Here is a 23072-nt window from a genome sequence, read left to right on the forward strand (position 1 = left end):
GATTACTCTGGTTTAGTCGTAGCGATAATGTAATTCACATCGACATCTGATGGATGAAGGCTGTATGTTTTCGTCAGTGGGTTATAAGTCATACCGCACATGTCTATATTCTTTAGGCCGCTTTGACGGATCCAGTTGCCAAGTTCAGAAGGGCGAATAAACTTTTTGAAATCATGAGTGCCTTCAGGAACTAGTTTCAGTACTTTCTCAGCGCCAAGGATCGCGAAAAGGTAGCTCTTTGGATTGCGATTGAGTGTCGAGAAAAAGACCTTGCCGCCCGGTTTGCAAAGTTTGGCACAGGCTTGAACGATTGAAGATGGATCGGGAACATGTTCCAGCATCTCCATGCAGGTAACAACATCAAAGGATTCAGGTTGCTCGGCTGCTAGCTCTTCAACGGGGATCTGTTTGTAGCTGACATTAACGCCACTTTCAAGACCGTGTAGTTTTGCAACTTTTAGAGGAGCGGCGCCCATATCAATGCCTGTTACGGTTGCACCGCGTTGAGCCATTGATTCGGACAAAATTCCGCCACCACAACCGACGTCTAATACTTTCTTTTCGGCCAGATGCGCAATGCGATCTATATAACCAACGCGTAACGGGTTGATGTCGTGGAGTGGTTTGAATTCGCTATTTTTATCCCACCATTTGCTGGCAAGTTCTTCAAACTTTGCGATTTCTGCTGGATCAACGTTTGCTTGAGTGCTGTTTTCTGGCTGAGTCATGATGTTTTAGCTTTAAAGTATTTGTTGGCATTCTACCATTGCTAAGGCATTGAAAAACAGTTGATCGCGCATCTCTAACTTTAATTGTATAACCTCTTATTTTTTCAGGATTCCCTTGTAGGAAATGTGATATACTCGCGCGGTTAAAAATATCCGCGGAAACCTTCCGTTGTGAGAGTGATTCAAGGATAGGGAATGGGTGATTTAGCCAGAGAAATCCTGCCAGTTAACATCGAAGATGAACTGAAGCAGTCTTACCTTGATTACGCAATGAGCGTAATCGTCGGCCGTGCGTTGCCAGATGCGCGCGATGGCCTTAAACCAGTTCACCGTCGCGTGTTGTTTGCGATGAATGAATTGGGCAATGACTGGAACAAAGCATATAAAAAATCTGCCCGTGTGGTAGGTGACGTAATCGGTAAATACCACCCGCATGGTGATAGTGCGGTATACGACACTATTGTTCGAATGGCTCAGGATTTCTCCATGCGTTATACGCTGGTAGATGGCCAGGGTAACTTTGGTTCGATCGACGGTGACTCCGCCGCTGCGATGCGTTATACCGAAATCCGCATGGATAAGATCGCCCATGAGCTGTTGGCAGATCTTGAGAAAGAGACCGTCGATTTTGTTGATAACTATGACGGTACAGAAAAAATTCCAGCGGTTTTACCTAACCGTGTGCCAAACCTATTGGTAAATGGCTCTTCTGGTATTGCGGTTGGTATGGCGACGAATATTCCACCGCATAACCTGTCTGAGGTGGTTCGTGGTTGTATTGCGCTGATTGAAAATTCAGACCTGTCTGTTGATGACCTTATGGAGTTTATTCCAGGTCCTGATTTCCCAACAGGCGGTATTATTAACGGCCGTGCAGGAATCCTTCAGGCATACCGTACTGGTCGTGGTCGTATCTATGTGCGTGCTAAGCACCATGTAGAAGAAGATGCAAAGAGCGGCAAGCCTTCACTTATCATCACTGAGATCCCTTATCAGCTTAACAAAGCGCGCTTAATCGAAAAGATTGCTGAGCTTGTTAAAGATAAGAAGATTGAAGGCATTACCGAACTTCGTGATGAGTCTGACAAAGACGGCATGCGTATTGTTATTGAACTACGTCGTGGTGAAATGCCAGATGTGGTTATCAACAACCTGTTTGCTCAGACGCAGATGGAGTCAGTTTTTGGTATCAATATGGTCGCTTTGGTTGATGGTCAGCCAAAGATCCTTGATCTGAAAACAGCGCTTGAATGCTTTATACGTCATCGTCGCGAAGTCGTTACTCGTCGTACTGTTTATTTGCTTCGTAAGGCGCGTGAACGTGGTCATATTCTTGAAGGTCTAGCGATTGCTCTTGCAAACATAGATCCTGTTATTGAAATGATTAAAACTTCGCCAACCCCAGCTGAAGCGAAAGAACGTTTGATCGCAGAAGCGTGGGCGCCGGGTGATGTAATTCAGATGCTGGAGCGTGCTGGTGAAGATGCATGTCGCCCTGAAGATCTGGAAGAACAGTATGGCTTACGCGATGGTAAGTACAATCTTTCTCCAGTTCAGGCTCAAGCAATTCTAGAGTTACGTTTGCACCGTCTAACAGGTCTTGAGCATGAAAAACTGATTGCTGAATATAAAGAGCTGTTAGAACGTATTGCTGAACTTCTGAAAATTCTAGGTTCACACGAACGCTTAATGGAAGTGATTCGTGAAGAGCTTGAAGCGATTTTGGAAGAATATGGTGATGAGCGCCGTACTGAAATTACTGCTTCTCGTAAAGATCTGACAGTTGCAGATCTGATCACTGAAGAAGATATGGTGGTAACTATATCTCACGGTGGCTACGCGAAAACTCAGCCGTTGACCGATTACCAATCTCAGCGTCGAGGTGGTAAAGGTAAGTCAGCAGCAGCGATTAAAGATGAAGATTTCATCGAGCATCTACTGATTGCGAATACCCACGATACGATTCTGTGCTTCACGGACCGCGGTAAAGTTTACTGGTTACGCGTATTTGAAATTCCAGTGGCGAGCCGCACAGCACGTGGTCGTCCGATTGTTAATATCTTGCCTTTGGATGAAGGTGAGCGCATCAGCACGATCTTGCCTGTAGGTAGCTACGAAGAAGATAAGTTTATCTTCATGGCGACAGCTTCCGGTACGGTTAAGAAGACTGCACTGACTAACTTCTCCCGTCCGCGTACTAGCGGTCTGATTGCTCTTGATTTGTTAGATGATGACCATCTAATCGGTGCTGCAATCACTAATGGTGAAGACGATGTCATGTTGATGACAAGTGCTGGTAAATCTATGCGCTTCCGTGAGGAAGATGTACGCCCAATGGGCCGTACAGCACGTGGTGTACGTGGCGTTAAGATGGATGACGGCGTTAAGGTTATCTCGTTAATCATTCCTCAAGAGGGCGGTAAGATTTTGACCGCTTCTGAAAATGGTTATGGTAAGAAAACCGCTGTTGATGATTTCCCTGTGAAAGGTCGTGGTGGTCAGGGTGTTATTGCTCAGCAATGCTCTGATCGAAATGGTGCCCTAGCGGGTGCTGTTCAAGTCTTCGATGGTGATGATGTCATGCTGATCAGTGATCAGGGTACCTTGGTGCGTACGCGCGGGGATGAGATCTCAGAACTTGGACGAAATACGCAAGGTGTAACTCTGATTCGCGTTAGCGATGAAGAACGCTTAGTCAGCGTTGCTCGTATCGAAGAACCAGACGAAGAAGAGCAGGTGGAGACTGATGCAGAGGCGGAAACCCCGACCACTGCTGAGGAATAATTTCTACCTCAAGTGCGGCGCGAATGTGCCGCATTTTTTATATATGACTTTAAGTAGAGTGAAGATAAGTCTATGACACGTAAGTACAATTTCAGTGCAGGCCCTGCTGGTTTACCTAGTGAAGTATTGCTGCAGGCTCAAGAGGAACTTCTAGACTGGCACGGTAAAGGCCTTTCCATTATGGAAATGAGTCACCGCAGTAAAGAGTTTGTCTCGGTTGCTGAAGCAGCAGAGCAGGATTTACGTGACCTGATGGGAATTGGTAGTGACTACAAGGTTCTATTCCTTCAAGGTGGGGCTACCTCGCAGTTTTCTATGATTCCAATGAACTTGCTGCGCGGTAAAACTACGGCTGACTATATTAATACCGGTATCTGGTCGAAAAAAGCGATCCAAGAAGCGTCTCGTTATTGTGATGTACGTATTGCTGCATCTAGCGAAGGTAACGGTTTTACTGCTGTTCCAAGCCAAAGCGAGTTGGAGCTAAATGCAGAGGCGGCTTATCTGCATTACACGCCAAATGAAACGATTGGTGGCTTGGAGTTTGATTATGTACCTCAGTCTGGAGATGTTCCTCTAGTTGCTGATCTATCCTCTACAATCCTGTCTCGCGAGATTGATGTAAACCAGTTTGGTTTGATCTATGCGGGCGCGCAAAAGAATATTGGCCCAGCAGGTTTGACGGTTGTGATTGTAAGAGAAGATTTGTTAGGTGATGTTGTTGCCGGCACACCAACAATGTTTGATTACAAAGTACATGCTGATGCTGAATCTATGTGTAATACACCGCCAACCTATGGTTGGTATCTAGCTGGTTTAGTCTTTAAATGGCTAAAAGCCCAAGGTGGTGTAGCTGCGATACAAGCGGCTAATCAGCGTAAACAAGAAAAACTCTATGCAGCGATTGATGCCAGTGACTTCTATGCTAACCCAATGGCGTCAGCTAACCGTTCTTGGATGAACGTGCCATTTACTTTGGCTGATGATGCTTTGGATAAACTGTTCTTAGAACAAGCAGAAGAAGCGGGTTTATTGAACCTTAAAGGTCATCGCTCTGTAGGTGGTATGCGTGCGAGCATCTACAATGCTGTCCCAGAGGAAGCAGTGGATGCGTTGATCGCGTTTATGCAGCAGTTTGAAAAGCAACACGCTTAAAATCATTTGCGGAAAATGAGAAGAGTATGAGTGAACAAGAAAAAGAGTTACGTGTTTTACGTGACCAGATCGATTCTATAGATGGTCAGCTTCATGAGCTTCTGAATCAGCGTGCTAAATGTGCTCAACGTGTAGCTGAAGTTAAACAGAAACATCAAGGTGAAGCGGCGGCTGTATTTTATCGCCCTGAGCGTGAAGCTCAGGTATTGCGCGCTGTGATGGAGCGTAACGAAGGTCCATTGCCTGATAAAGAAGTTGCACGTCTTTTCCGTGAAGTAATGTCTGTTTGCTTGGCGTTAGAAGAGCCAATGCGAGTAGCTTTCCTTGGCCCAGAAGGTACATTTACCCAACAGGCTTCAATGAAGCATTTTGGTCACTCTGCTCATAATCTTCCGATGCAATCGTCTAAAGATGTCTTCCGCGAAGTGCAGTCTGGTGGTGCTCATTACGGTGTTGTCCCAATCGAGAACTCTTCGGAAGGTGTTGTTAGTAGCACGCTTGATCTGTTTAAACAGTTCGATCTTAAAATTTGTGGAGAAGTGGAAGTTCCAGTTCACCTACATTTATTGGTCAACGAAGGTGATAGCTTGGATGAGATCTTCAAGATCTATTCCCATGAGCAGTCCCTAGCGCAAAGCCGTAGTTGGTTAGATGCGCGTTATCCACATATTGAAAAGGTTGCAGTCAGCTCTAACGCCGAAGCAGCACGTTTGGCTAAGCAAGAAGGTCAAGGTTATGCCGCCATTGCAGGTGACATGGCTGCAGAACTTTATGAACTTGAAGCTGCTGTTAGCAATATCGAAGATCAGGCGGATAACTCAACGCGTTTCTTGATCATCGGTGATCAGGATGTTGGCCCTAGCGGTGATGATAAAACATCCATTTTGGTTTCTGTGCCTAATGCTCCAGGTGCTTTGTATCAGTTGTTGGAACCTTTCCATCGTTCACAAATTAGTCTGACACGTGTAGAAACCAGATCATCTGCGAAACAATCTATGTTCTATATCGATTTCGAAGGACATAGTGAAGACAAGCTAGTTGCTAAAGCGCTGGCTGAATTAGCCAAAGAAAGTGTTGAGCTGAAAATCTTAGGTTCATACCCACGCGCGGTGCTTTAAGAGGCATATCGATGAGTTGTGATTTCTTTTCACTGGCTTCACCAGGGGTGCAAAATCTGCACCCCTATTTGCCAGGCAAACCACCAGAAGAGTTAGAGCGAGAGCTTGGCTTAACTGATGTGGTGAAGCTGGCAAGTAATGAGAGCCCAATAGGGGCCTCACCAAAAGTCGTCACAGCTCTCCAAGATAAACTGTCAGGCATCAATCTTTATCCTGATAGTGGTGGTTACCGATTGAAGTTGGCTCTGGCTGACGATTTAAACTGCCAGTCGGAACAGATTACATTAGGTAATGGCTCTAATGATGTGTTGGAACTGATCGCTCGTGCTTTTCTAACCTCAGATGATGAAGTTATCTATTCTGAATATTCTTTTGTCGTTTATTCGTTGGTGACTCAAGCAATTGGTGCTAAAGCTGTGGTCGCTCCAGCCAAAGATTGGGGGCACGATCTTGATGCGATGTTGGAGCGATTAACTCCAAATACTCGTATGATCTTTATCGCTAATCCTAACAATCCGACGGGTACATATTTAACCCAAGGACAGTTAGAAACGTTTTTAGCCCAAGTGCCAGAAAATGTCTTAGTGGTTTTGGATGAAGCTTACACGGAGTATGTGGAAGCAGAAGACTTTCCGGATAGTTTGAGTTTACAGAAGCAGTATTCGAATCTAATCGTTACTCGAACCTTTTCTAAAGCTTATGGCTTGGCTGGTTTACGTGTCGGTTACTCGGTTTCAAACAACGATATAGCAAATCTGTTAAGCCGAGTAAGACAGCCATTTAATGTGAATAATCTGGCGCTTGCCGCTGCAGAAATAGCTATATCTGATCAAGAGCATCTAGATAAAGCTGTACAAGTTAATACTGCAGGCATGGCTTTTTATCAGTCAGGTTTGGCCAAGTTGGGATTGGCATTTATCCCATCGGTAGGAAATTTTATTGCAGTAGATCTGGCTAAAGATGCCTCGCCTATCTACCAATCAATGCTAGAGCAGGGTGTTATTGTTAGGCCAGTGGCGAATTATGGAATGCCAAATCACCTGCGCATCAGCATTGGTTTACAACATGAAAATGAACGTTGCCTAAAAGCATTACAACAAGTGGTAGAGAAACGTTGAGTCAAGGAATCAAAAATACACTAATTATTGGGTTAGGTTTAATTGGCGGTTCTTTAGCAAAAGTACTTCGTCAAAACCGTTGTTGCGGACAGATTATTGGTTTTGATCGTGACCCAGAAGAGACAAAGTTAGGTTTAAGTAGCGGAGTGATCGATGTAGCTGCTGATAGCCTAGCGGATGCTGTAAGTCAGGCGGATATTATTGTTTTAGCAGTGCCTGTAAAAGCGATGGAAAAGGTGCTGGTGGATATTGCGCCATTTATCGCTGAAGAAACATTGATTACAGATGTAGGTAGTACTAAGGCTAATGTGGTCGAAGCGGCTAAGCGAGTCTTTGATCAAGTGCCTTCTGGTTTTGTACCGGGTCACCCAATTGCTGGTTCTGAGAAAAGCGGTGTAGCAGCAGCGGATGAACATCTATTTGAACAGCACAAAATTATTCTAACGCCTTTAGCAGAATCTTCATCTTACGCTGTTAAGGTGTTTACTGAAATGTGGGCGTCCACTGGTGCAGAAGTGCTGATTATGGACGTAGAAAAGCATGATGAAGTGTTGGCAGCAACCAGTCATCTCCCACACATGCTGGCGTTTTCCTTAGTGGATACTCTGGCTCAGGAACAAGGTAATAATACTGATATTTTCCGCTATGCAGCTGGAGGCTTCCGTGATTTTACTCGGATAGCCGGTAGTGACCCGACAATGTGGCACGACATCTGTTTAGCAAATAGAGACGCTTTGCTAGCGCAGTTAGATCGATATACATCGGGATTAGCAAAGCTAAGAGCAGCGATTGAGTGCGGTGATAGTGAGACGATGTTAGGCACTTTCACGCGTGCGCGAGCTGCGCGAGAACATTTTTCAAGAATCCTTTCTGGTACGGCATATTCACAAGATATGAGTAATCAATTAGTAACCTTTCGTGCCCAGCCTGGCGGCAGCGTAAGTGGTAAAATTCGAGTTCCAGGTGATAAATCTATTTCACATCGCTCCATTATGCTGGGTTCCCTAGCTGATGGTGTTACGGAAGTTACAGGCTTCCTTGAAGGTGAAGATAGCTTAGCGACCTTGCAAGCATTCCGTGATATGGGTGTGGTTATTGAAGGTCCTGATGATGGCAATGTAACTATCTACGGCGTAGGTGTTAATGGCTTAAGTGCACCTCCTGGGCCTCTATATGTAGGTAATTCCGGTACATCAATGCGTTTGCTATCTGGTTTATTGGCAGCACAGCAATTTGATTCTGAGCTTACTGGTGATGCTTCTCTTACTAAACGTCCAATGGGTCGTGTAGCTGATCCACTTCGTTTGATGGGAGCAGAGATCGAAACAGCTGAAAACGGTCGTCCACCAATGAAGATTAAGGGTGGTCAGGCACTAAAAGGCATTCATTATGATATGCCTATGGCGAGTGCTCAGGTTAAGTCTTGTCTGCTATTGGCTGGTCTTTACGCTGAAGGTGAGACCTCTGTAACAGAGCCTGCACCGACACGTGATCATACAGAGCGTATGCTCACGGGGTTTGGTTATCCTGTAGAGCAAAATGGCTCTAAAGCAGCGGTTAAATCGGGTGGTCAGTTGCATGCAACTCGCATAGATGTGCCTGCTGATATCTCTTCCGCGACATTCTTTTTGGTAGCAGCGGCTATAGCTCCAGGTTCTGATTTGACTCTAGAGCACGTTGGTATCAACCCAACCCGTGTTGGCATTATCAATATCCTGCGTTTAATGGGTGCGAACCTTGAATTACTTAATGAGCGTGAAGTCGGTGGCGAACCTGTTGCTGATATCCGTATTCGTTATGCACCGCTTAAAGGTATCCATATTCCTGAAGACCAAGTTCCTCTGGCAATTGATGAGTTCCCTGCGCTATTTATTGCAGCCGCTTGCGCCGACGGTACAACGATTGTATCTGGCGCTGAAGAGCTTCGCGTAAAAGAGAGTGATCGAATTCAATCTATGGTTGATGGCCTTAAAGCACTTGGTGTGGATATTGAAGGTACGCCAGATGGTGCGATCATCCAAGGCGGAGAGATCGGCGGTGGCGTTGTAGAAAGCCATGATGATCACCGTATTGCTATGTCTTTTTGTGTGGCTGCGTTGCGTGCTACTGGTGAGATCACAATTAATGACTGTGCCAATGTAGCTACATCTTTCCCTGGCTTTGTTGAACTAGCACAGACTGCAGGAATAAAGGTAGAAAAGGAGGAGGGATGATGTCTAACGGACAGGTCCCCGTAATTACCGTTGATGGTCCCAGTGGATCGGGTAAAGGAACTATATGCCAGCTATTGGCGAAAGAATTAGGTTGGGAGCTGTTAGATAGTGGAGCGTTATATCGCCTACTAGGTCTTGCAGCTAATCATCATGGTGTAAACCTTGATGATGAAGAAGCGTTGGTCGTTTTAGCTGCACACTTAAATGTGCAGTTTATTCCTCGTGATGACGATACCGTTCAGATCGTTCTGGAAGGTGAAGAGGTTACTGATGCTATTCGCACTGAAGCTGTAGGAAAGGATGCTTCTATCGTTGCAGCTATTCCAGCGGTTCGTGATGCTCTATTAGAGCGTCAGCGTGCATTTGCTGAAATGCCTGGGCTAATTGCAGATGGTCGTGATATGGGTACGGTTGTTTTTCCTGAAGCGCCACTCAAAATCTATCTCGATGCCAGTGCTGAAGAGCGTGCTGTACGACGTTATAACCAGTTGATAAACAAGGGACTGGGTGCTAGTCTTCAAGCTATATTGGAGGATATTCAGGCACGAGACGACCGTGATATGAATCGTCCTGTTGCTCCTCTTAAGCCCGCGGCGGATGCAGTAATTCTTGATACGACTAAGATGTCAATCGAAGAGGTCCTAGCCGCTGTAATGGATGCAGCGAGGCATAAAGGGCTTCGCTGATAGTGTCATAACGACAAAGCGGGATACAGATATGAGCGAGAGCTTTGCTGAACTATTTGAAGAAAGCCTTCAAGAGTTGGAGATGGCGCCGGGCGCTATCGTAACGGGTACAGTAATTGCGATTGAGGATGACTTTGTTATCGTCAATGCAGGTCTCAAATCAGAAGGTGTTATCCCGCGGTCGCAGTTTATTGATGACTCTGGCGAGCTAACAATCGATGTTGGATCCGAAGTCAGAGTTGCGTTAGAAGCTGTCGAAGACGGCTTCGGTTCTACCCAGCTTTCTCGTGATAAAGCGAAACGTGCAGAAGCTTGGGCAGAGCTTGAGAAAGCTTACGAATCTGATGAAATTGTAACAGGGCGCATCTCGGGTAAAGTCCGAGGTGGTCTAACGATTATGCTTGGAAGTATTCAAGCATTCCTCCCGGGCTCTTTAGTCGATGTCCGTCCTCTTCGAGATACCAGTCACTTAGAAAACCAAGAACTCGAGTTTAAATTAGTTAAGCTCGATGCCAAGCGCAATAACATTGTTGTTTCGCGTCGCGCTGTGCTCGAAGCGGCTTACAGTGTTGAGCGTGAAAAACTACTTTCAGAACTGAAAGAAGGCCTTGTTGTTAAAGGCGTTGTCAAAAACATCACCGACTACGGTGCATTTATCGATCTTGGCGGTGTGGATGGTCTGTTACACATCACTGATATCGCATGGAAACGCGTTAAGCATCCAAGTGAAGTCCTAACGGTTGGCGAAAGTATCGATGTTCAGGTACTGCGTTTCGATAAAGAACGTAACCGTGTATCGCTAGGGGTTAAACAGTTAACGGAAGATCCGTGGACACAGCTGATTGCTAATTACGAAATCGGTACCAAAGCGAAAGCGAAAGTGACGAATCTTACTGATTACGGTTGTTTCGCTGAGATCGAAAAAGGTATTGAAGGTTTAATCCATGTTTCTGAAATGGATTGGACCAATAAAAATGTGCATCCATCTAAAGTTGTTCAGGTGGGAGACGAAGTCGATGTGATGTTATTAGACATCGATAAAGAGCGTCGTCGTATCTCTTTAGGTATGAAGCAATGCAAAGCGAATCCTTGGCAAGAATTTGCGACTAAATTCCAAAAAGGTGATCGCTTAAGTGGTAAAATCCGTTCAATAACTGATTTTGGTGTTTTCATTGGCCTAGAAGGTGGTATCGATGGCCTTGTACATCTATCCGATTTGTCATGGGATGACAGCGGAGAGGATGTTGTTAAAACACTGAAAAAAGGCGATGACTTAGAAGCGGTGGTGCTTTCGGTTGATTCAGAGCGAGAGAGAATCGCTTTGGGTGTTAAGCAGTTAGATGAAGATCCATTTAGCAGCTTTACTGCGAGTCATGGCAAGGGCAAAGTTGTTAAAGGTACGGTTTCTGATATCACTGACAAGGCGGTTAGTGTAACCGTGGCGGAAGGTGTTGAAGCGGTACTAAGAATCTCCGATGTGTCTCGAGAGCGCATAGATAATCTAGCAGATCATTTTAGCGTCGGAGATGAAGTTGAGGCTATGATCAGCCAAATCGATCGTAGAAACAGAGTGATTTCGCTCTCTATCAAGCAGATGGAAGTAGAGCAAGAGAAACAAGCTCTGGATAAAATTAGTCAGCAGTCTGAAACGACGCTATCAGGCCCAACGACTATCGGTGATTTAATTAAGGCTCAGATGAATAAAGGTGACTCTGAGTAGCTAGGCAGTATGTACGGTCCACGAGCAAAGGAGTATAGGTATGACGAAATCTGAACTGATTGAAGTACTAGTAGATCGACATGAACAATTGTCGGTAAAGGATATCGAGCTGTCCGTGAAGACGATGCTAGATCACATGACAGAATCTTTGTCTCAAGGTGATCGTATAGAAATCAGAGGATTTGGTAGTTTTTCACTACATTATCGAGCGCCTAGAACAGGGCGTAACCCAAAAACGGGTGAGTCTGTAGCGCTTGATGCTAAATATGTTCCGCACTTCAAACCAGGTAAAGAGTTGCGTGAACAGGTAAATGATTCAATTCAAAATTAGGTAATTGAGGTTTAATCCGGTGCGTTTAGTTAAAAAATTGATCTTCGTTGCTTTAGCGTTTTTGGCACTATTTATTGGTTTAATGTTAGTGATTAACAACACAGATCAGGTTGCGATTAATCTTGTTTTTCTGCAGCTACCAGAATTTAGTTTAGGTACTTGGCTAGTAGCGACATTTGTTGCGGGTGCTCTTATCGGTGGAGCGCTTAGTACAATGATTATCGTCATGTTAAAAACCCGTTTGGGCTCTGCGCGCCGTAAAATTGCTAGTACTCAAAAAGAGCTAGATCAGTTGCGAGTATCCAGCCTGAAAGATGCCGTTTAATCTCGACAACGCTTTTCTTTTAATTCCGTTTGTTCTGGCGATCGGCATTGGCTGGTTGCTAGGCAGGCGTGATAAGCAGTCAAAGCCTGCGCCTCCCCAAACGAATCTAAGCCACGAATACTTTACGGGTTTAGATTATCTTTTGAATGAGAAAATGGATGAGGCGATTGAAAGCTTTATCCGTGCTTTAGAGATCAATTCAGATACCATTCCAGCCCACCTTTCTTTAGCAAAGCTCTTTCGCCGTAAAGGTGATGTAGATCGAGCGATACAGATCCATCAAAACCTTCTAGCGCGCCCAAATTTGGATCGGGATGATTTTATGCGGATTCAGATGGCGCTAGCGAATGACTATTATTCTGTGGGCTTGTTGGACCGAGCTGAAAATCTCTTACAGGAAATTATTAAATCTCCTTCCCCTAAACGCATCCACAGTAAAGCGCTCAATCTGTTAATTAAGCTCTATGAGAAAGAAGGTGAGTGGGAAGAAGCCTTAGTTACAGCGAATAAACTCCCAACGGATGAAAGACGTGATTTAAATAACGAGTTAGCGCATTACTGCTGTGAATTAGCTGACATGGCATTACAGCAAAAGCTTATCAAAGCGGCGGCTGAGTATCTCAAAGATGCAGAGCAATTTGATTCGAATAATGTTCGTGTAAGCTTGTTAAAAGCTCAGATCGCAATGAAGTCTGAACAGTGGAAGCAGGCGATCAAGCATCTTAAAAAAGTATCAAAACAAGACCGGTTATTTGTCTCCGAAACGATTCCTCTGCTGAGGGAATGTTATGAGAGAACAGGAGATCATAAAGATCACCTAGAATACCTACGTAGCTGCTTGGCGCATTCTCCCTCAACGACAGTGCTGATTGCTCTCGCTGAGCATGTTAAGCAGGAGAGAGGTGTTTATGCGGCTGGAAGTTTTATTACTGAAGAATTAAAGCGTCGTCCTTCAGTAAAAGGATTTAATAGTCTGATCGATCTTCATATAGAATATGGCTCAGATAGTGCTAAGGATAGCTTAAAGGTATTACGAGGTCTGACAGGACAGTTAGAACTCTCAAAACCCGTATACCGTTGTAATAGTTGTGGATTTTCAGGCAGAACGCTCTCCTGGCAGTGTCCTTCATGTAAAAGCTGGGGCACGACTAAGCCTATTCAAGGCTTGGAAGGCGAATAAATTTTAGAGAACTTATATGTTATTGGATAAAAAAAGAGTCATTGTTGCACTAGATTACCCTGATCAAAATCAGGCTTTGGCAATGGCTAAGCAGTTGGACCCGACTCGATGCCGTGTAAAAGTTGGTAAAGAGTTATTCACGCGAAGTGGTCCGGCTATTGTAGAAACACTTCAGAGCCTAGGCTTTGATGTCTTTCTAGATCTGAAATTTCATGATATCCCGAATACTACGGCTAAAGCCGTTCGCGCAGCTGCCGAACTAGGCGTATGGATGGTCAATGTTCATGCTTCGGGTGGCCGCCGTATGATGGAAGCTGCTCGCAACGAGCTTGAGCAAGTTAATGGTTCTGAGACGTTGTTAATCGGTGTGACTGTACTAACCAGTATGGAGCGCAGTGACTTGCGCGATTTAGGGTTAGATATTGAACCGTTAGAGCATGTGAAACGTTTGGCTAAGTTAACTGAAGAAAGTGGTCTGCATGGTGTGGTTTGTTCTGCACAGGAAGTAACACCACTACGCCAAGTGATCGGCGAAGAATTCAAACTAGTAACGCCGGGTATTCGACCTGCGGATTCGGATGTTGGCGATCAGAAGCGTATTATGACACCGTCAGATGCATTAAAAGCAGGCAGTGATTACCTAGTGATTGGTCGCCCAATTACTAAAGCAGATTCGCCTGTAGGCGCACTAGCTAAAATCGATGCTGAATTAGAACCGTTGCTTTCGTAGCTTTAGCAAGCTATAAAGAAGGTCTGGCTTAAATGGATGAGGTCAGACCTAAAATAAAGTAAAAGGAATTTACTATGAAACTCTCTTCTTTAAGAGCGCTGATGATGGCGTTCGCTTGTGTGTTCTCTTTGTCTGCTTTTGCAGCTCCTATCGATCTTAATACCGCTACAGCCGAACAGTTAGCACAAAACCTTAATGGTATTGGGGTAGCTAAGGCAGAAGCTATTGTTGAATATCGTACTAACAATGGTCCTTTCACATCGGTAGATCAATTAACTGAAGTGAAAGGCATTGGTGCTGCCACAGTTGAGAAAAATCGCTCAAATATCTCTATTCAAGAGGTTGTGGATAAAAAGAGCGAAGTGGCGAGTAAGAAGTAGCGTTAAGCACTAGTAGTAGGTTGTAAGGCTCAGAGCGATTTGGGTGTTACAACCAGGCGGCTCCACGGACTCCGCTGGAGTCGCCAAATCGCGCTTTCAAAATCGGCGTATTCATCGAATCAGAGAACACATATTGGGCTAACCTCTCTGGAAGTTTCTGATAGATATCGCTCTGGTTAGAAAGCCCTCCGCCTAGCACAATAACCTCGGGATCCAAGATATTGATAACCGATGATAGCGCTTTAGCTAGCTGTTCGATGTATAACTCACAATGCTCTATTGCTGACTTGTCTCCAGTTTTGGCGAGCTCCCATATAGATTCGGTATCTAATTGTGAGAAAGTCGAATCGTTATAGTGAGTGGTAAAACCAGGGCCAGATAAAAACGTCTCTATACAGTCTTGTTTGCCGCAATAACAATCTCGCCCAACCCCATCTAATTCATTAATCCTAGGCAGCGAATTATGTCCCCACTCACCGCATATAGAATTTGGGCCACTAAGCAGTTGCTTATTTATAACAATGCCTCCACCGACACCTGTCCCTAAAATAACGCCAAATACAGAGTTGTAGTCTTTACCGCTACCATCGACAGCTTCAGACAATGCAAAGCAATCAGCATCGTTAGCTATTTTAATAGGCCTTTGTAGTCGGTCGCTTAAATCTTTATCCAATGGATGGCCGATTAAACAAGTGGAATTGGCGTTTTTGATTAAGCCTGTTTCTCGAGAAATTGCTCCGGGAATTCCAATACCAATGGAGCGGGTTGGATGCTTTATGTTGCTTTCAGCCCTTTCTATAAGCGAGCAAATTGCATCTAGGGTTGCTTGGTAATTCCCTTGTGGCGTAGGAACGCGATATCTAAATAGAACATCTGAAGATGGAGTCAACGCAATAATTTCGATCTTGGTGCCGCCAAGATCTATACCGATACAGTAGTCCATTTTTCTCTCATGCTATTTGAGAAATTTAAGTAATTTTATATAACAAAAGCGAGAGTGATTGGAATAAAAATGAGACTGCCCATATTGCCTAGCAAAACAATGGAAGCGACTTGATGAGGCTCTTGATTGTATCGTTCAGCAATCATGTAATTTAAAACGGCTGGTGGTAGTGCACCAAAGACAACTAAATAGGCAAACTGTGTCGCATCCAGTTGTAGGAACTGCTGGCAGATCAGAGCGATGATAATACCGCTGGCAGGGCAGAGTACTGCGCTGAGGCTACCTATTCTCCAATTAGAAAAGTCTACGCTAGTCATTCTTACACCCAGTGCAAAGAGCATTAATGGAATAGCTATCTGACCCAGCATGTCTATAAAGGTATGGACTGCTTTAGGGATCGGTAGATCGAAGCCGCTCCAGATAAGGCCTAAAATGGTTGCTAAAATCATCGGCATGCGAAGTAGATTAAGCAAACGAGTCTTATGATCCAGTATGTAGATACCGACAGTAAAGTGGAGCAAATTTTCCACTAGAAATAAGACTACAGCGGCTTGTAGCGCGTTTTCTCCAAAGGCTAAGACAATCAGCGGTATACCTAAATTACCACTGTTGCTGAACATCATTGGAGGTAGGAACGTTTTAGGATGTACCTTTAACAGTTTACAGGCAGGGTAGAGCAGAATACCTGAGCCAATCACAATAATAGCGGCGCCAATGGCGAGAGATTGGTACTTAATTAGATCAAATGATTCAGCAGATAAAACAGCAAAGATCAGCGCTGGAACAAAAACATCAATATTGATCTGATTGGCTGCATTCATGTCCGGCTGATAGCGGCGGGCATAAAAAAATCCCACTGTGACAATCGCCACAAGTGGGAACACGGTAAGGAATATCCGTTCAATCAGTAGACCTTGTACTTCCATCAATAACTACCTTATATGTCAGTTGTGGCCTACTTTGGAGCGTTTAATCGTACTCTTTGCCTGTTTGAACAATCAGTACAGGAATCTTGGAATTACGCATCACTTGCTGGCTTGTATGGCTATGGTGACCAAATCGGTTTTCCGCGCCCATAACGATCATATCAGCATTTTCAGCTTGTGCAGCACCAAGAATAGAATCAGTTTGATTGCCTTCAGCAACCTTGTGTTCAATGTTAAGCACAACAGGCTTATCTAAACTTTGCAGTTCGTCTTCGCAGAATTTCTCGACACGATCTTGCATTGTTTTGTGGATCTCTTTGATACCTTCATCATGCATCTGCTTGATAAGATCTTCAGAAACATAGTTTTGGATCAGAGCATGACCCATCTCACCCATCGGTTCTACTACGTGTAGCATAACGATCTTGGCATCATTTAGAACTGCCTGGTTAACCGCTTGGCGGAATACAGGCCGAGTGTGTTTACCCAAAGATGTTGCGTAAAGAATAGTTTTGATATCTGGAAGTGCCATGATCATTTCCTCAAAAACAGTCTTAGACTAAAGTATTGAATTCGGTCAGTTTAGCACTTCGTAAGTCGGTGCTCAGATTTACTCGACAATCTATAGACCTAGCTCAATATTTAAATTTAGAACTCAATTTAATGTGGCGAACCACACCCGCAGCGAGACTTTGGAGTCTTACCAATACCAGGGTTAAATGTATTTGTCGGGTCTAATGAGAAGTAGAAATTCTGTAGACCTTCTTCTGCTTCATAAAGATGACCAACGTTATGCTCAGCAGGGTATTTCGCACCTTTCTGTGCCAGTAGGTCCAACATCATCTTCTTCACGGCTTTACCATCAGCGCCTTTCTTCAGAATGTAGTCCTGATGGAAAACGTGACACATAAAGTGGCCGTAGTAGAGCGAGTGAACGATGTGCTTGCTGATCTCTTCCGGTAGTTTTTCTACCCAATCCGGATCATTTCGACGCAGTGCTATATCCAGTGCCAAAATATCTTCAACTTCATTTTGGTGGATGATCTGATAGCGAATAGCAGCACCTGCAGCGGCAAAACGGTGTAGATAAGCTTTTTTGGCTTCATCTGCATCGCATTCGAAGTAATCGCCAGACTGACTGTTGCTGAAAAACTCTTTTAGAAACTTATCTGCTTCGGAGATGCCACCGTCGCTCATTTTTAGCACGAGGTAGTGGTCATACTTCTCGCGGAAATCGCGCATACGTTTTGGCAGAATATTTGGCCAGCATCGGCTCATAACCTGCATAACGCGATCTGGGATATCTTTTGGCAAGAAGCTGATCTTATTCAGTGCAGCAGAGATACGACCTTTCATAGCGAAAAGCTTTGGAAGCGGGTCGGTGCCAAAGTAGTTAATCATCATAAAGGTATCTTTGCCGTATTTTTCAGCAATGTCGTAGATATCTTTATGCATGTATTCAGCAACTTCAGGTAGGTTATCGAAGTGTTGCAGGATGTGGCGGCGAATCTCTGTCAGTTCATTGGCATCGTTGGTGCCAATGTAATAAACCTGTTCTTTTTGTGCGACAGGGAAGGTATCTAAGCGAACAGCGAATACACCTACTTTGCCTGCGCAACCGCTGGATTCATATAAGCGGCTAGTATCAGCGTTGTAGCGAGCAGGTGTGTCTGCATCTACATCGCGAACAATTTCAGGATAATCGTTTGCCGATGCTTTTTGAGTGCTAGCTTTAACATCAGAATCGGTAAAGTTTTTCTGTTCTAAATTTGTAAGGATCTCTTCTGGCGTCTCGCCTAGGTCAATGCCAAGGTGATTAACCAATTCCAACTCGCCATTATCGTTAAGCTGAGCAAATAGAGAAAGCTCAGTATAGGCTGGTCCACGTTGAACTAAGGCGCCACCGGAGTTGTTTGCAATACCGCCAACAATTGAAGCGCCGATACAGGAAGAGCCAATAACAGAATGGGGCGCACGATTAATAGGCTTAAGCATCTTCTCTAGGGTGAATAGTGTTGCCCCAGGGAAGCTGATGATCTGCTTGCCTTCATCAATCAGGTAGATTTTGTTCATGCGTGTAGTGTTGATGACAATAATCTCACGATCATAGTCGTCACCACTTGGAGTGGAGCCTTCTGTTAGGCCTGTGTTAGCGGCCTGCATAATCACAATCGTATCGGCTTTAATGCAGGTATCTAGAACCTTCCACTGTTCTAAAAGTGTGGTTGGAAATACTACTGCAAGGGCAGAACCCTCGCCGGAGCGGAAACCTGTGCGATAGTGTTCGGTCTGGTTTTCCCCAGTGAGAACATTGTTCTCGCCAAGGATAGACCTTAACTGATCGAGAAGATCGTGACTGGACATATGAAGTACTCTACTAGCTCTAAATGGCCTTAAGGCCTAATTATTATATATGTGCGCACTGGGCATCTTAGATACCCAGTGCTATTCAGTTATCTTAACTGTAGGCGATAGTTGGTAGCCAAAGAACGATCTGAGGCCAGAATACTAGTACCAGTAGCGCAGCTAACTGAAGAATAATGAAAGGAATTACACCTTTATAAATATCAGTGATCTTAACGTTTGGTGGGCATACCCCTTTCAGATAGAAGAGGGCAAACCCGACGGGGGGCGTTAAGAACGAGGTCTGCAAGGCCATGGCGACAAGCATGACGAACCAAACCAATTCAGGGTTATCGATCCCCGGAGCTGTAATATCTAAGCCGAGGGCCGAAATTACAGGTGCCAATAGCGGCAAGATGATTAGCGTGATCTCGATCCAATCTAGGAAGAAACCTAGTAGGAAAATAACCGCTAGGATGAAGAAGATGATTCCATAAGGGCCAAATGGAAGGCCTGTTAGAAACTCTTCGATCATCTCGTCGCCACCTAGTTCACGAAGAACAAGAGCGAAACATGTTGCACCAATGAATATCGCGAAGATGTAGGCAGTTGTGTTCATTGTGCCGCCAACAACTTCATGTAGTACTTTGAAGCTAAACTTCTTGTTGTACATCGCCAGAAGTGTTGCACCAAATGCACCTACGCCAGCGGCTTCGGTCGGCGTTGCAATACCCGCAAAGATAGAACCAAGTACGACAATGATAAGAAGCAGTGTCGGTAGAACATCTTTAAGGACATTAAAGAAGATCTTTAGATCAACAGGTTTTGCATCATCCGGGATCGGCATGTGACTTGGGTTGATAAAGCCACGAGCAAGAATGTAGATAATGTAAAACGCGCCAAGCATTAGGCCTGGGAATACAGCGCCCATAAATAGGTCACCAACTGACAGACCTAATTGGTCAGCCATGATAACCAGCATGATGCTTGGTGGGATTAGAATGCCTAGCGTGCCTGCAGAAGCGATCGTACCTAGCGCAAGTGGCATGTTATAGCCCTGCTTAGTCATCGCTGGTAGTGACATAACTGCCAGTAGTACAACGGATGCACCGATGATACCGGTAGACGCAGCTAGGATAATACCAATCGCTGTCACTGTAATAGCAAGACCGCCGTGAACACGACCAAATAGCTCCTGCATCGATTTCATCAAGCGTTCTGCAACGCCAGATTTATCGAGCATGATCCCCATAAATATGAACATGGGGAGGGCTACAAGAATCCAGTTTTCCATGATGGTCCATAGACGGTTAACTACAAGCCCAAGTGTGGTGTAGTCCAGACCCGTCATGGTATCCATGTATGTGTCTGTAAATTGCCCTAAAAAGGCAAAAATGATACCAATGCCGCCTAATACCCAAGCGACAGGTATACCTGTAAATAGAAGCGCGATGAACGACAGGAACATCGCGATTACGAGAACTTCATTCGCATCCATCAGTCATCACCTTTAATAATTAGAGTCAAATCACGAATAAAACGAGAGATAAGTGCTAATGCTAGTAGGCCAAAACTTACGGGAATAACACCTTTAATGATCCAGCGATACGGCAGGCCGGAAGCGGCTTCTGAGCCTTCGTTTACTCGATAGGATTCAGCAACGAAATCGATACTTTGCATAAAGATGATTGCAACGAATGGTAGAACCATTGTTGGGATACTAATAACTTCGATCCAGCGCTTAGTGTTCGCCCTTAGGCGGGAATAGAACAGGTCTACGCGAATATGTGAATTTGTGGTTTGGGCATAAGAAAGACCAAACATTACGCCAATGGAATATAGGTGCCATTGCAGTTCTTCTAGGGCAATTAAGCCGCTAGCAAATCCTTTGCGCAAAATGACCTGCAGCATAATCACTAATACAAGAACAACATAGGTCCAAGCGATAGTGAGACCGATGCGTTTAATAAAATTATCAATCGCATCTGCGAGGGGCACGGGGGTCAGCTTTTCATTTTCAGTCACTGAAACTTACCTTCGCTACTTCTTATTAGATTCTTTGCCGAGTAGTGCTCACTCAAAAATCTAATTATTTATTTTTATAGATTACCTGTATGTACAGGCAAACAGGGCAGCCGAAGCTGCCCTGATATTCTTCGGAGGGCTGGGCACCTTCCGAAGAGAGTCGTCTTACTTAGTTGCGCGTGGTAGGAATGCGTTAGCTTCCCAAAGGTCGTAACCTTTACGGAATGTGCTCATGTCATCCCATACTTTCTTGAAGAAAGGATCCGCAGCAGTTTTCTCTGCAACTACTTCATCCCAAGTAGATTTGAAAGTGCTTAGCATTGTTTCGTTCCAGTAACGGATCTGAACGCCATTCTCTTGCGCTTTTTCCATTACAGGGAACTGCATCGCTTCACCTTCAGCGATTGCGTTAGTCATAGACGCTTTACAAGTTGTTTCAACAAGTGCCTTCTGGCCTTTGCTCATCTTGCCCCAAGTGTCTTTGTTGATCAGTAGTTCGAAGACTGTCGCCTGCTGGTGCCAGCCTGGGAAGTAGTTGTACTTAACGATCTTGTGGAAGCCTAGACGCTGGTCGATTGCTGGCTGAGAGAATTCAGATGCGTCGATTGCACCTTTCTCAAGTGCACCGAAGATTTCGCCGCCTGGAAGTTGAACTGTGCCTACGCCCAATTTTTCCATTACGTCAGCACCTAGACCGAAGAAACGCATGTTAAGACCTTTTAGGTCTTCTGGTTTTTCGATTGGCTTAGAGAACCAGCCAGATGTTTCAGGAGAGATGATTGCGCAAGGAAGAACTTTTACGTTGTAACCTGCATTGTCATACATTTCTTGGTAAAGGCTCATACCGTTACCGTAGTACAACCACGCCATGTACTCACCAGCTTCTGGGCCGAATGGAACTGCAGAGAACAGTGCAGCCGCAGGCATTTTACCCTGCCAGTAACCAGCAGTAGAGTAACCAGAGTTAACTTTACCAGTAGAAACTGCGTCCAGAATCTCTTTAGGGCTAACCAATTTGCCTGGCTCGTAAATTTTCATTTTCATTTTGCCGTCACTTACAAGCTTAAGCTGATCAGCAACCCAAACGATTGGAGTGCCTAGCGCTGGTAGGTGAGAACCGAAAGCAATTGGAGTTTTTAGAAGTAGTTTGTCAGCAGCTTGAGCTGGAGCTGTCGTACCTGCAATAGCAGCAGTAACAACAGCTGCAGAGATCAGAGACTTGGCGAACTTTTTCATGTCACATCCTCTAAGAGATTCATTTTTTATATTTAGTATTGAGATGCAGGAGGAGAGGGTATTGGGATGATAAGACCTCTGCTGCGCTGCAGTAATCTCAATTGGTAATACCAATTTACCATCAGAGATATGCTACTGTATTTTTTTTGAGCAGGGTCTGTCAATATTTTTTTGTTGCTAAATGACTATAGTCTAGATTTATAACATTGGTTAAATCTATTTCATAGTCAGCTATTACACAGGGTTTGTGGATAGTATAAATACGGTGAAAAAAATTATTCCGCTTGGGCTATTGTGTTGCTAATGTAGAATAAATTACTATTAATATTGGTCTTACCAATATAATTTGAGTGCAGAAGATGAGTTACAACCGGGTTAAACAGCCAAAGATTTCTGACGTAATCATGGAGCAGATGGAAGCCATGATTTTGGAAGGGACGTTAAAGCCAGGACAAAAACTACCACCTGAGCGCGAACTTGCAAAGCAGTTTGAAGTATCTAGGCCTTCACTTAGAGAAGCAGTTCAAAAATTGGCGGCTAAGGGGTTGCTAATCAGTCGTCAGGGCGGTGGTACTTATGTCTCTGAAGATTTGGGTGGCTCCTTCTCTGATCCACTGCTTGAGTTGTTTAGAACGCATCCCGAAGCTCAATATGATCTGTTGGAGTTTCGTCACGCTTTGGAAGGTGTGGCCGCCTATTATGCTGCACTTCGAAGTACACCTGCGGATAAAGAGGCGATCTTGAAGTGTTACGATGATCTTCAGCGCTATCACGATACTAAAGACATTCAGAAAGAGGTGTATGCTGATGTGGACTTCCACTTGGCAATCGCAGCCTCAACTCACAACATGGTTCTTCTGCATATGATGCGAGCACTCTTCAATCTGCTGCGCGAACATATTTGGGACAACCTTAAAAACATCTACCCGAACTCTGATTACCGCGAAAAGATCCATGATCAGCATAAAGTGCTGATGGATGCGATTTTAGAAGGTGATCCTGAAAAGGCGCGTCAGGCAGCTCATCACCATCTGGCTTATGTCGAAGAGGCGTTGTTGGAAGGTGAGCGTGAAAATACACGTTTAGAGCGTGCGCTACGCCGAGCAAACATATAACCGTATTTATTTCTGT

21 protein-coding genes are annotated in these 23072 nt (G+C 44.6%); 13 read left to right on the forward strand and 8 right to left on the reverse strand.

The features are described from left to right. Positions 1–2: 2 nt before the first annotated feature. A complete protein-coding gene (gene ubiG / locus ACMXYT_RS03170) occupies positions 3–728 on the reverse strand; it encodes a bifunctional 2-polyprenyl-6-hydroxyphenol methylase/3-demethylubiquinol 3-O-methyltransferase UbiG (protein WP_415883565.1) in 726 nt (241 codons plus the stop codon). Between the two features lie 195 nt (positions 729–923). Between ubiG and gyrA the strand changes: the two genes are divergently transcribed. From gyrA to ACMXYT_RS03230, 12 genes are all read left to right on the forward strand, one after another. Continuing rightward, on the forward strand, positions 924–3512 hold the full coding sequence (gene gyrA, locus ACMXYT_RS03175; RefSeq protein ID WP_415883566.1) for a DNA gyrase subunit A: 2589 nt from the start codon (positions 924–926) through the stop codon (positions 3510–3512). Positions 3513–3584: 72 nt separating this feature from the next. Further along, positions 3585–4667 (forward strand): 3-phosphoserine/phosphohydroxythreonine transaminase, encoded by a 1083-nt coding sequence (gene serC / locus ACMXYT_RS03180; protein ID WP_415883567.1) that lies wholly within the window; start codon positions 3585–3587, stop codon positions 4665–4667. Positions 4668–4693: 26 nt separating this feature from the next. After that, positions 4694–5785: a prephenate dehydratase gene (gene pheA, locus ACMXYT_RS03185; protein WP_415900172.1), complete on the forward strand. Its 1092-nt coding sequence runs from the start codon at positions 4694–4696 to the stop codon at positions 5783–5785. Positions 5786–5796: 11 nt separating this feature from the next. After that, positions 5797–6903 carry a histidinol-phosphate transaminase gene (gene hisC / locus ACMXYT_RS03190; protein WP_415911846.1) on the forward strand — a complete coding sequence of 369 codons (1107 nt, stop codon included), beginning with the start codon at positions 5797–5799 and terminating at the stop codon, positions 6901–6903. After that, a complete protein-coding gene (locus ACMXYT_RS03195; protein ID WP_415900174.1) occupies positions 6900–9116 on the forward strand; it encodes a bifunctional prephenate dehydrogenase/3-phosphoshikimate 1-carboxyvinyltransferase in 2217 nt (738 codons plus the stop codon). The genes hisC and ACMXYT_RS03195 overlap by 4 nt, the downstream gene beginning before the upstream one ends. Then, complete coding sequence (gene cmk / locus ACMXYT_RS03200) at positions 9116–9802, forward strand: (d)CMP kinase (RefSeq protein ID WP_415887060.1); 687 nt, start codon at positions 9116–9118, stop codon at positions 9800–9802. The genes ACMXYT_RS03195 and cmk overlap by 1 nt, the downstream gene beginning before the upstream one ends. Positions 9803–9833: 31 nt before the next feature. Further along, positions 9834–11522, forward strand: coding sequence for a 30S ribosomal protein S1 (gene rpsA / locus ACMXYT_RS03205; protein WP_415900175.1), 1689 nt, complete (start codon positions 9834–9836; stop codon positions 11520–11522). 40 nt (positions 11523–11562) lie between these two features. Then, positions 11563–11853 (forward strand): integration host factor subunit beta, encoded by a 291-nt coding sequence (gene ihfB / locus ACMXYT_RS03210; RefSeq protein ID WP_415883573.1) that lies wholly within the window; start codon positions 11563–11565, stop codon positions 11851–11853. A 19-nt stretch (positions 11854–11872) separates the two neighbouring features. Beyond that, a complete protein-coding gene (locus ACMXYT_RS03215) occupies positions 11873–12178 on the forward strand; it encodes a lipopolysaccharide assembly protein LapA domain-containing protein (protein ID WP_415900176.1) in 306 nt (101 codons plus the stop codon). Beyond that, a complete protein-coding gene (lapB, locus tag ACMXYT_RS03220) occupies positions 12168–13358 on the forward strand; it encodes a lipopolysaccharide assembly protein LapB (protein WP_415900177.1) in 1191 nt (396 codons plus the stop codon). Before ACMXYT_RS03215 ends, lapB begins: the two co-directional genes overlap by 11 nt. A 16-nt stretch (positions 13359–13374) precedes the next feature. Beyond that, positions 13375–14088, forward strand: coding sequence for an orotidine-5'-phosphate decarboxylase (gene pyrF / locus ACMXYT_RS03225; protein ID WP_415900178.1), 714 nt, complete (start codon positions 13375–13377; stop codon positions 14086–14088). A gap of 74 nt (positions 14089–14162) precedes the next feature. Next, on the forward strand, positions 14163–14468 hold the full coding sequence (locus ACMXYT_RS03230; protein WP_415900179.1) for a ComEA family DNA-binding protein: 306 nt from the start codon (positions 14163–14165) through the stop codon (positions 14466–14468). Between the two features lie 46 nt (positions 14469–14514). On the opposite strand, the gene ACMXYT_RS03235 is transcribed toward ACMXYT_RS03230, so the two are convergent. The 7 genes from ACMXYT_RS03235 to ACMXYT_RS03265 all read right to left on the reverse strand — a co-directional run bounded on the left by ACMXYT_RS03235 (position 14515) and on the right by ACMXYT_RS03265 (position 21941). Next, positions 14515–15411, reverse strand: coding sequence for an ROK family protein (locus ACMXYT_RS03235; protein WP_415911847.1), 897 nt, complete (start codon positions 15409–15411; stop codon positions 14515–14517). A gap of 35 nt (positions 15412–15446) precedes the next feature. Further along, on the reverse strand, positions 15447–16337 hold the full coding sequence (locus tag ACMXYT_RS03240) for an AEC family transporter (RefSeq protein ID WP_415900181.1): 891 nt from the start codon (positions 16335–16337) through the stop codon (positions 15447–15449). 43 nt (positions 16338–16380) lie between these two features. Continuing rightward, positions 16381–16869 (reverse strand): universal stress protein, encoded by a 489-nt coding sequence (locus ACMXYT_RS03245; protein ID WP_415893522.1) that lies wholly within the window; start codon positions 16867–16869, stop codon positions 16381–16383. A gap of 128 nt (positions 16870–16997) precedes the next feature. After that, a complete protein-coding gene (gene dld, locus ACMXYT_RS03250; RefSeq protein WP_415900182.1) occupies positions 16998–18701 on the reverse strand; it encodes a D-lactate dehydrogenase in 1704 nt (567 codons plus the stop codon). A gap of 94 nt (positions 18702–18795) precedes the next feature. Further along, positions 18796–20178, reverse strand: a complete 1383-nt coding sequence (locus ACMXYT_RS03255) for a TRAP transporter large permease (RefSeq protein WP_415883582.1) — start codon at positions 20176–20178, stop codon at positions 18796–18798. After that, complete coding sequence (locus ACMXYT_RS03260) at positions 20178–20705, reverse strand: TRAP transporter small permease subunit (RefSeq protein ID WP_415883583.1); 528 nt, start codon at positions 20703–20705, stop codon at positions 20178–20180. The genes ACMXYT_RS03255 and ACMXYT_RS03260 overlap by 1 nt, the downstream gene beginning before the upstream one ends. A gap of 165 nt (positions 20706–20870) precedes the next feature. Beyond that, positions 20871–21941: a TRAP transporter substrate-binding protein gene (locus ACMXYT_RS03265; RefSeq protein WP_415900184.1), complete on the reverse strand. Its 1071-nt coding sequence runs from the start codon at positions 21939–21941 to the stop codon at positions 20871–20873. 359 nt (positions 21942–22300) lie between these two features. Between ACMXYT_RS03265 and pdhR the strand changes: the two genes are divergently transcribed. After that, positions 22301–23056: a pyruvate dehydrogenase complex transcriptional repressor PdhR gene (gene pdhR, locus ACMXYT_RS03270; protein ID WP_415883585.1), complete on the forward strand. Its 756-nt coding sequence runs from the start codon at positions 22301–22303 to the stop codon at positions 23054–23056. The last annotated feature ends 16 nt before the right edge of the window (positions 23057–23072 follow it).

The sequence above is a fragment of the Neptuniibacter sp. QD37_11 genome, from assembly GCF_047778105.1.
In the GTDB taxonomy this organism is placed as follows: Bacteria; Pseudomonadota; Gammaproteobacteria; order Pseudomonadales; family Balneatricaceae; genus Neptuniibacter.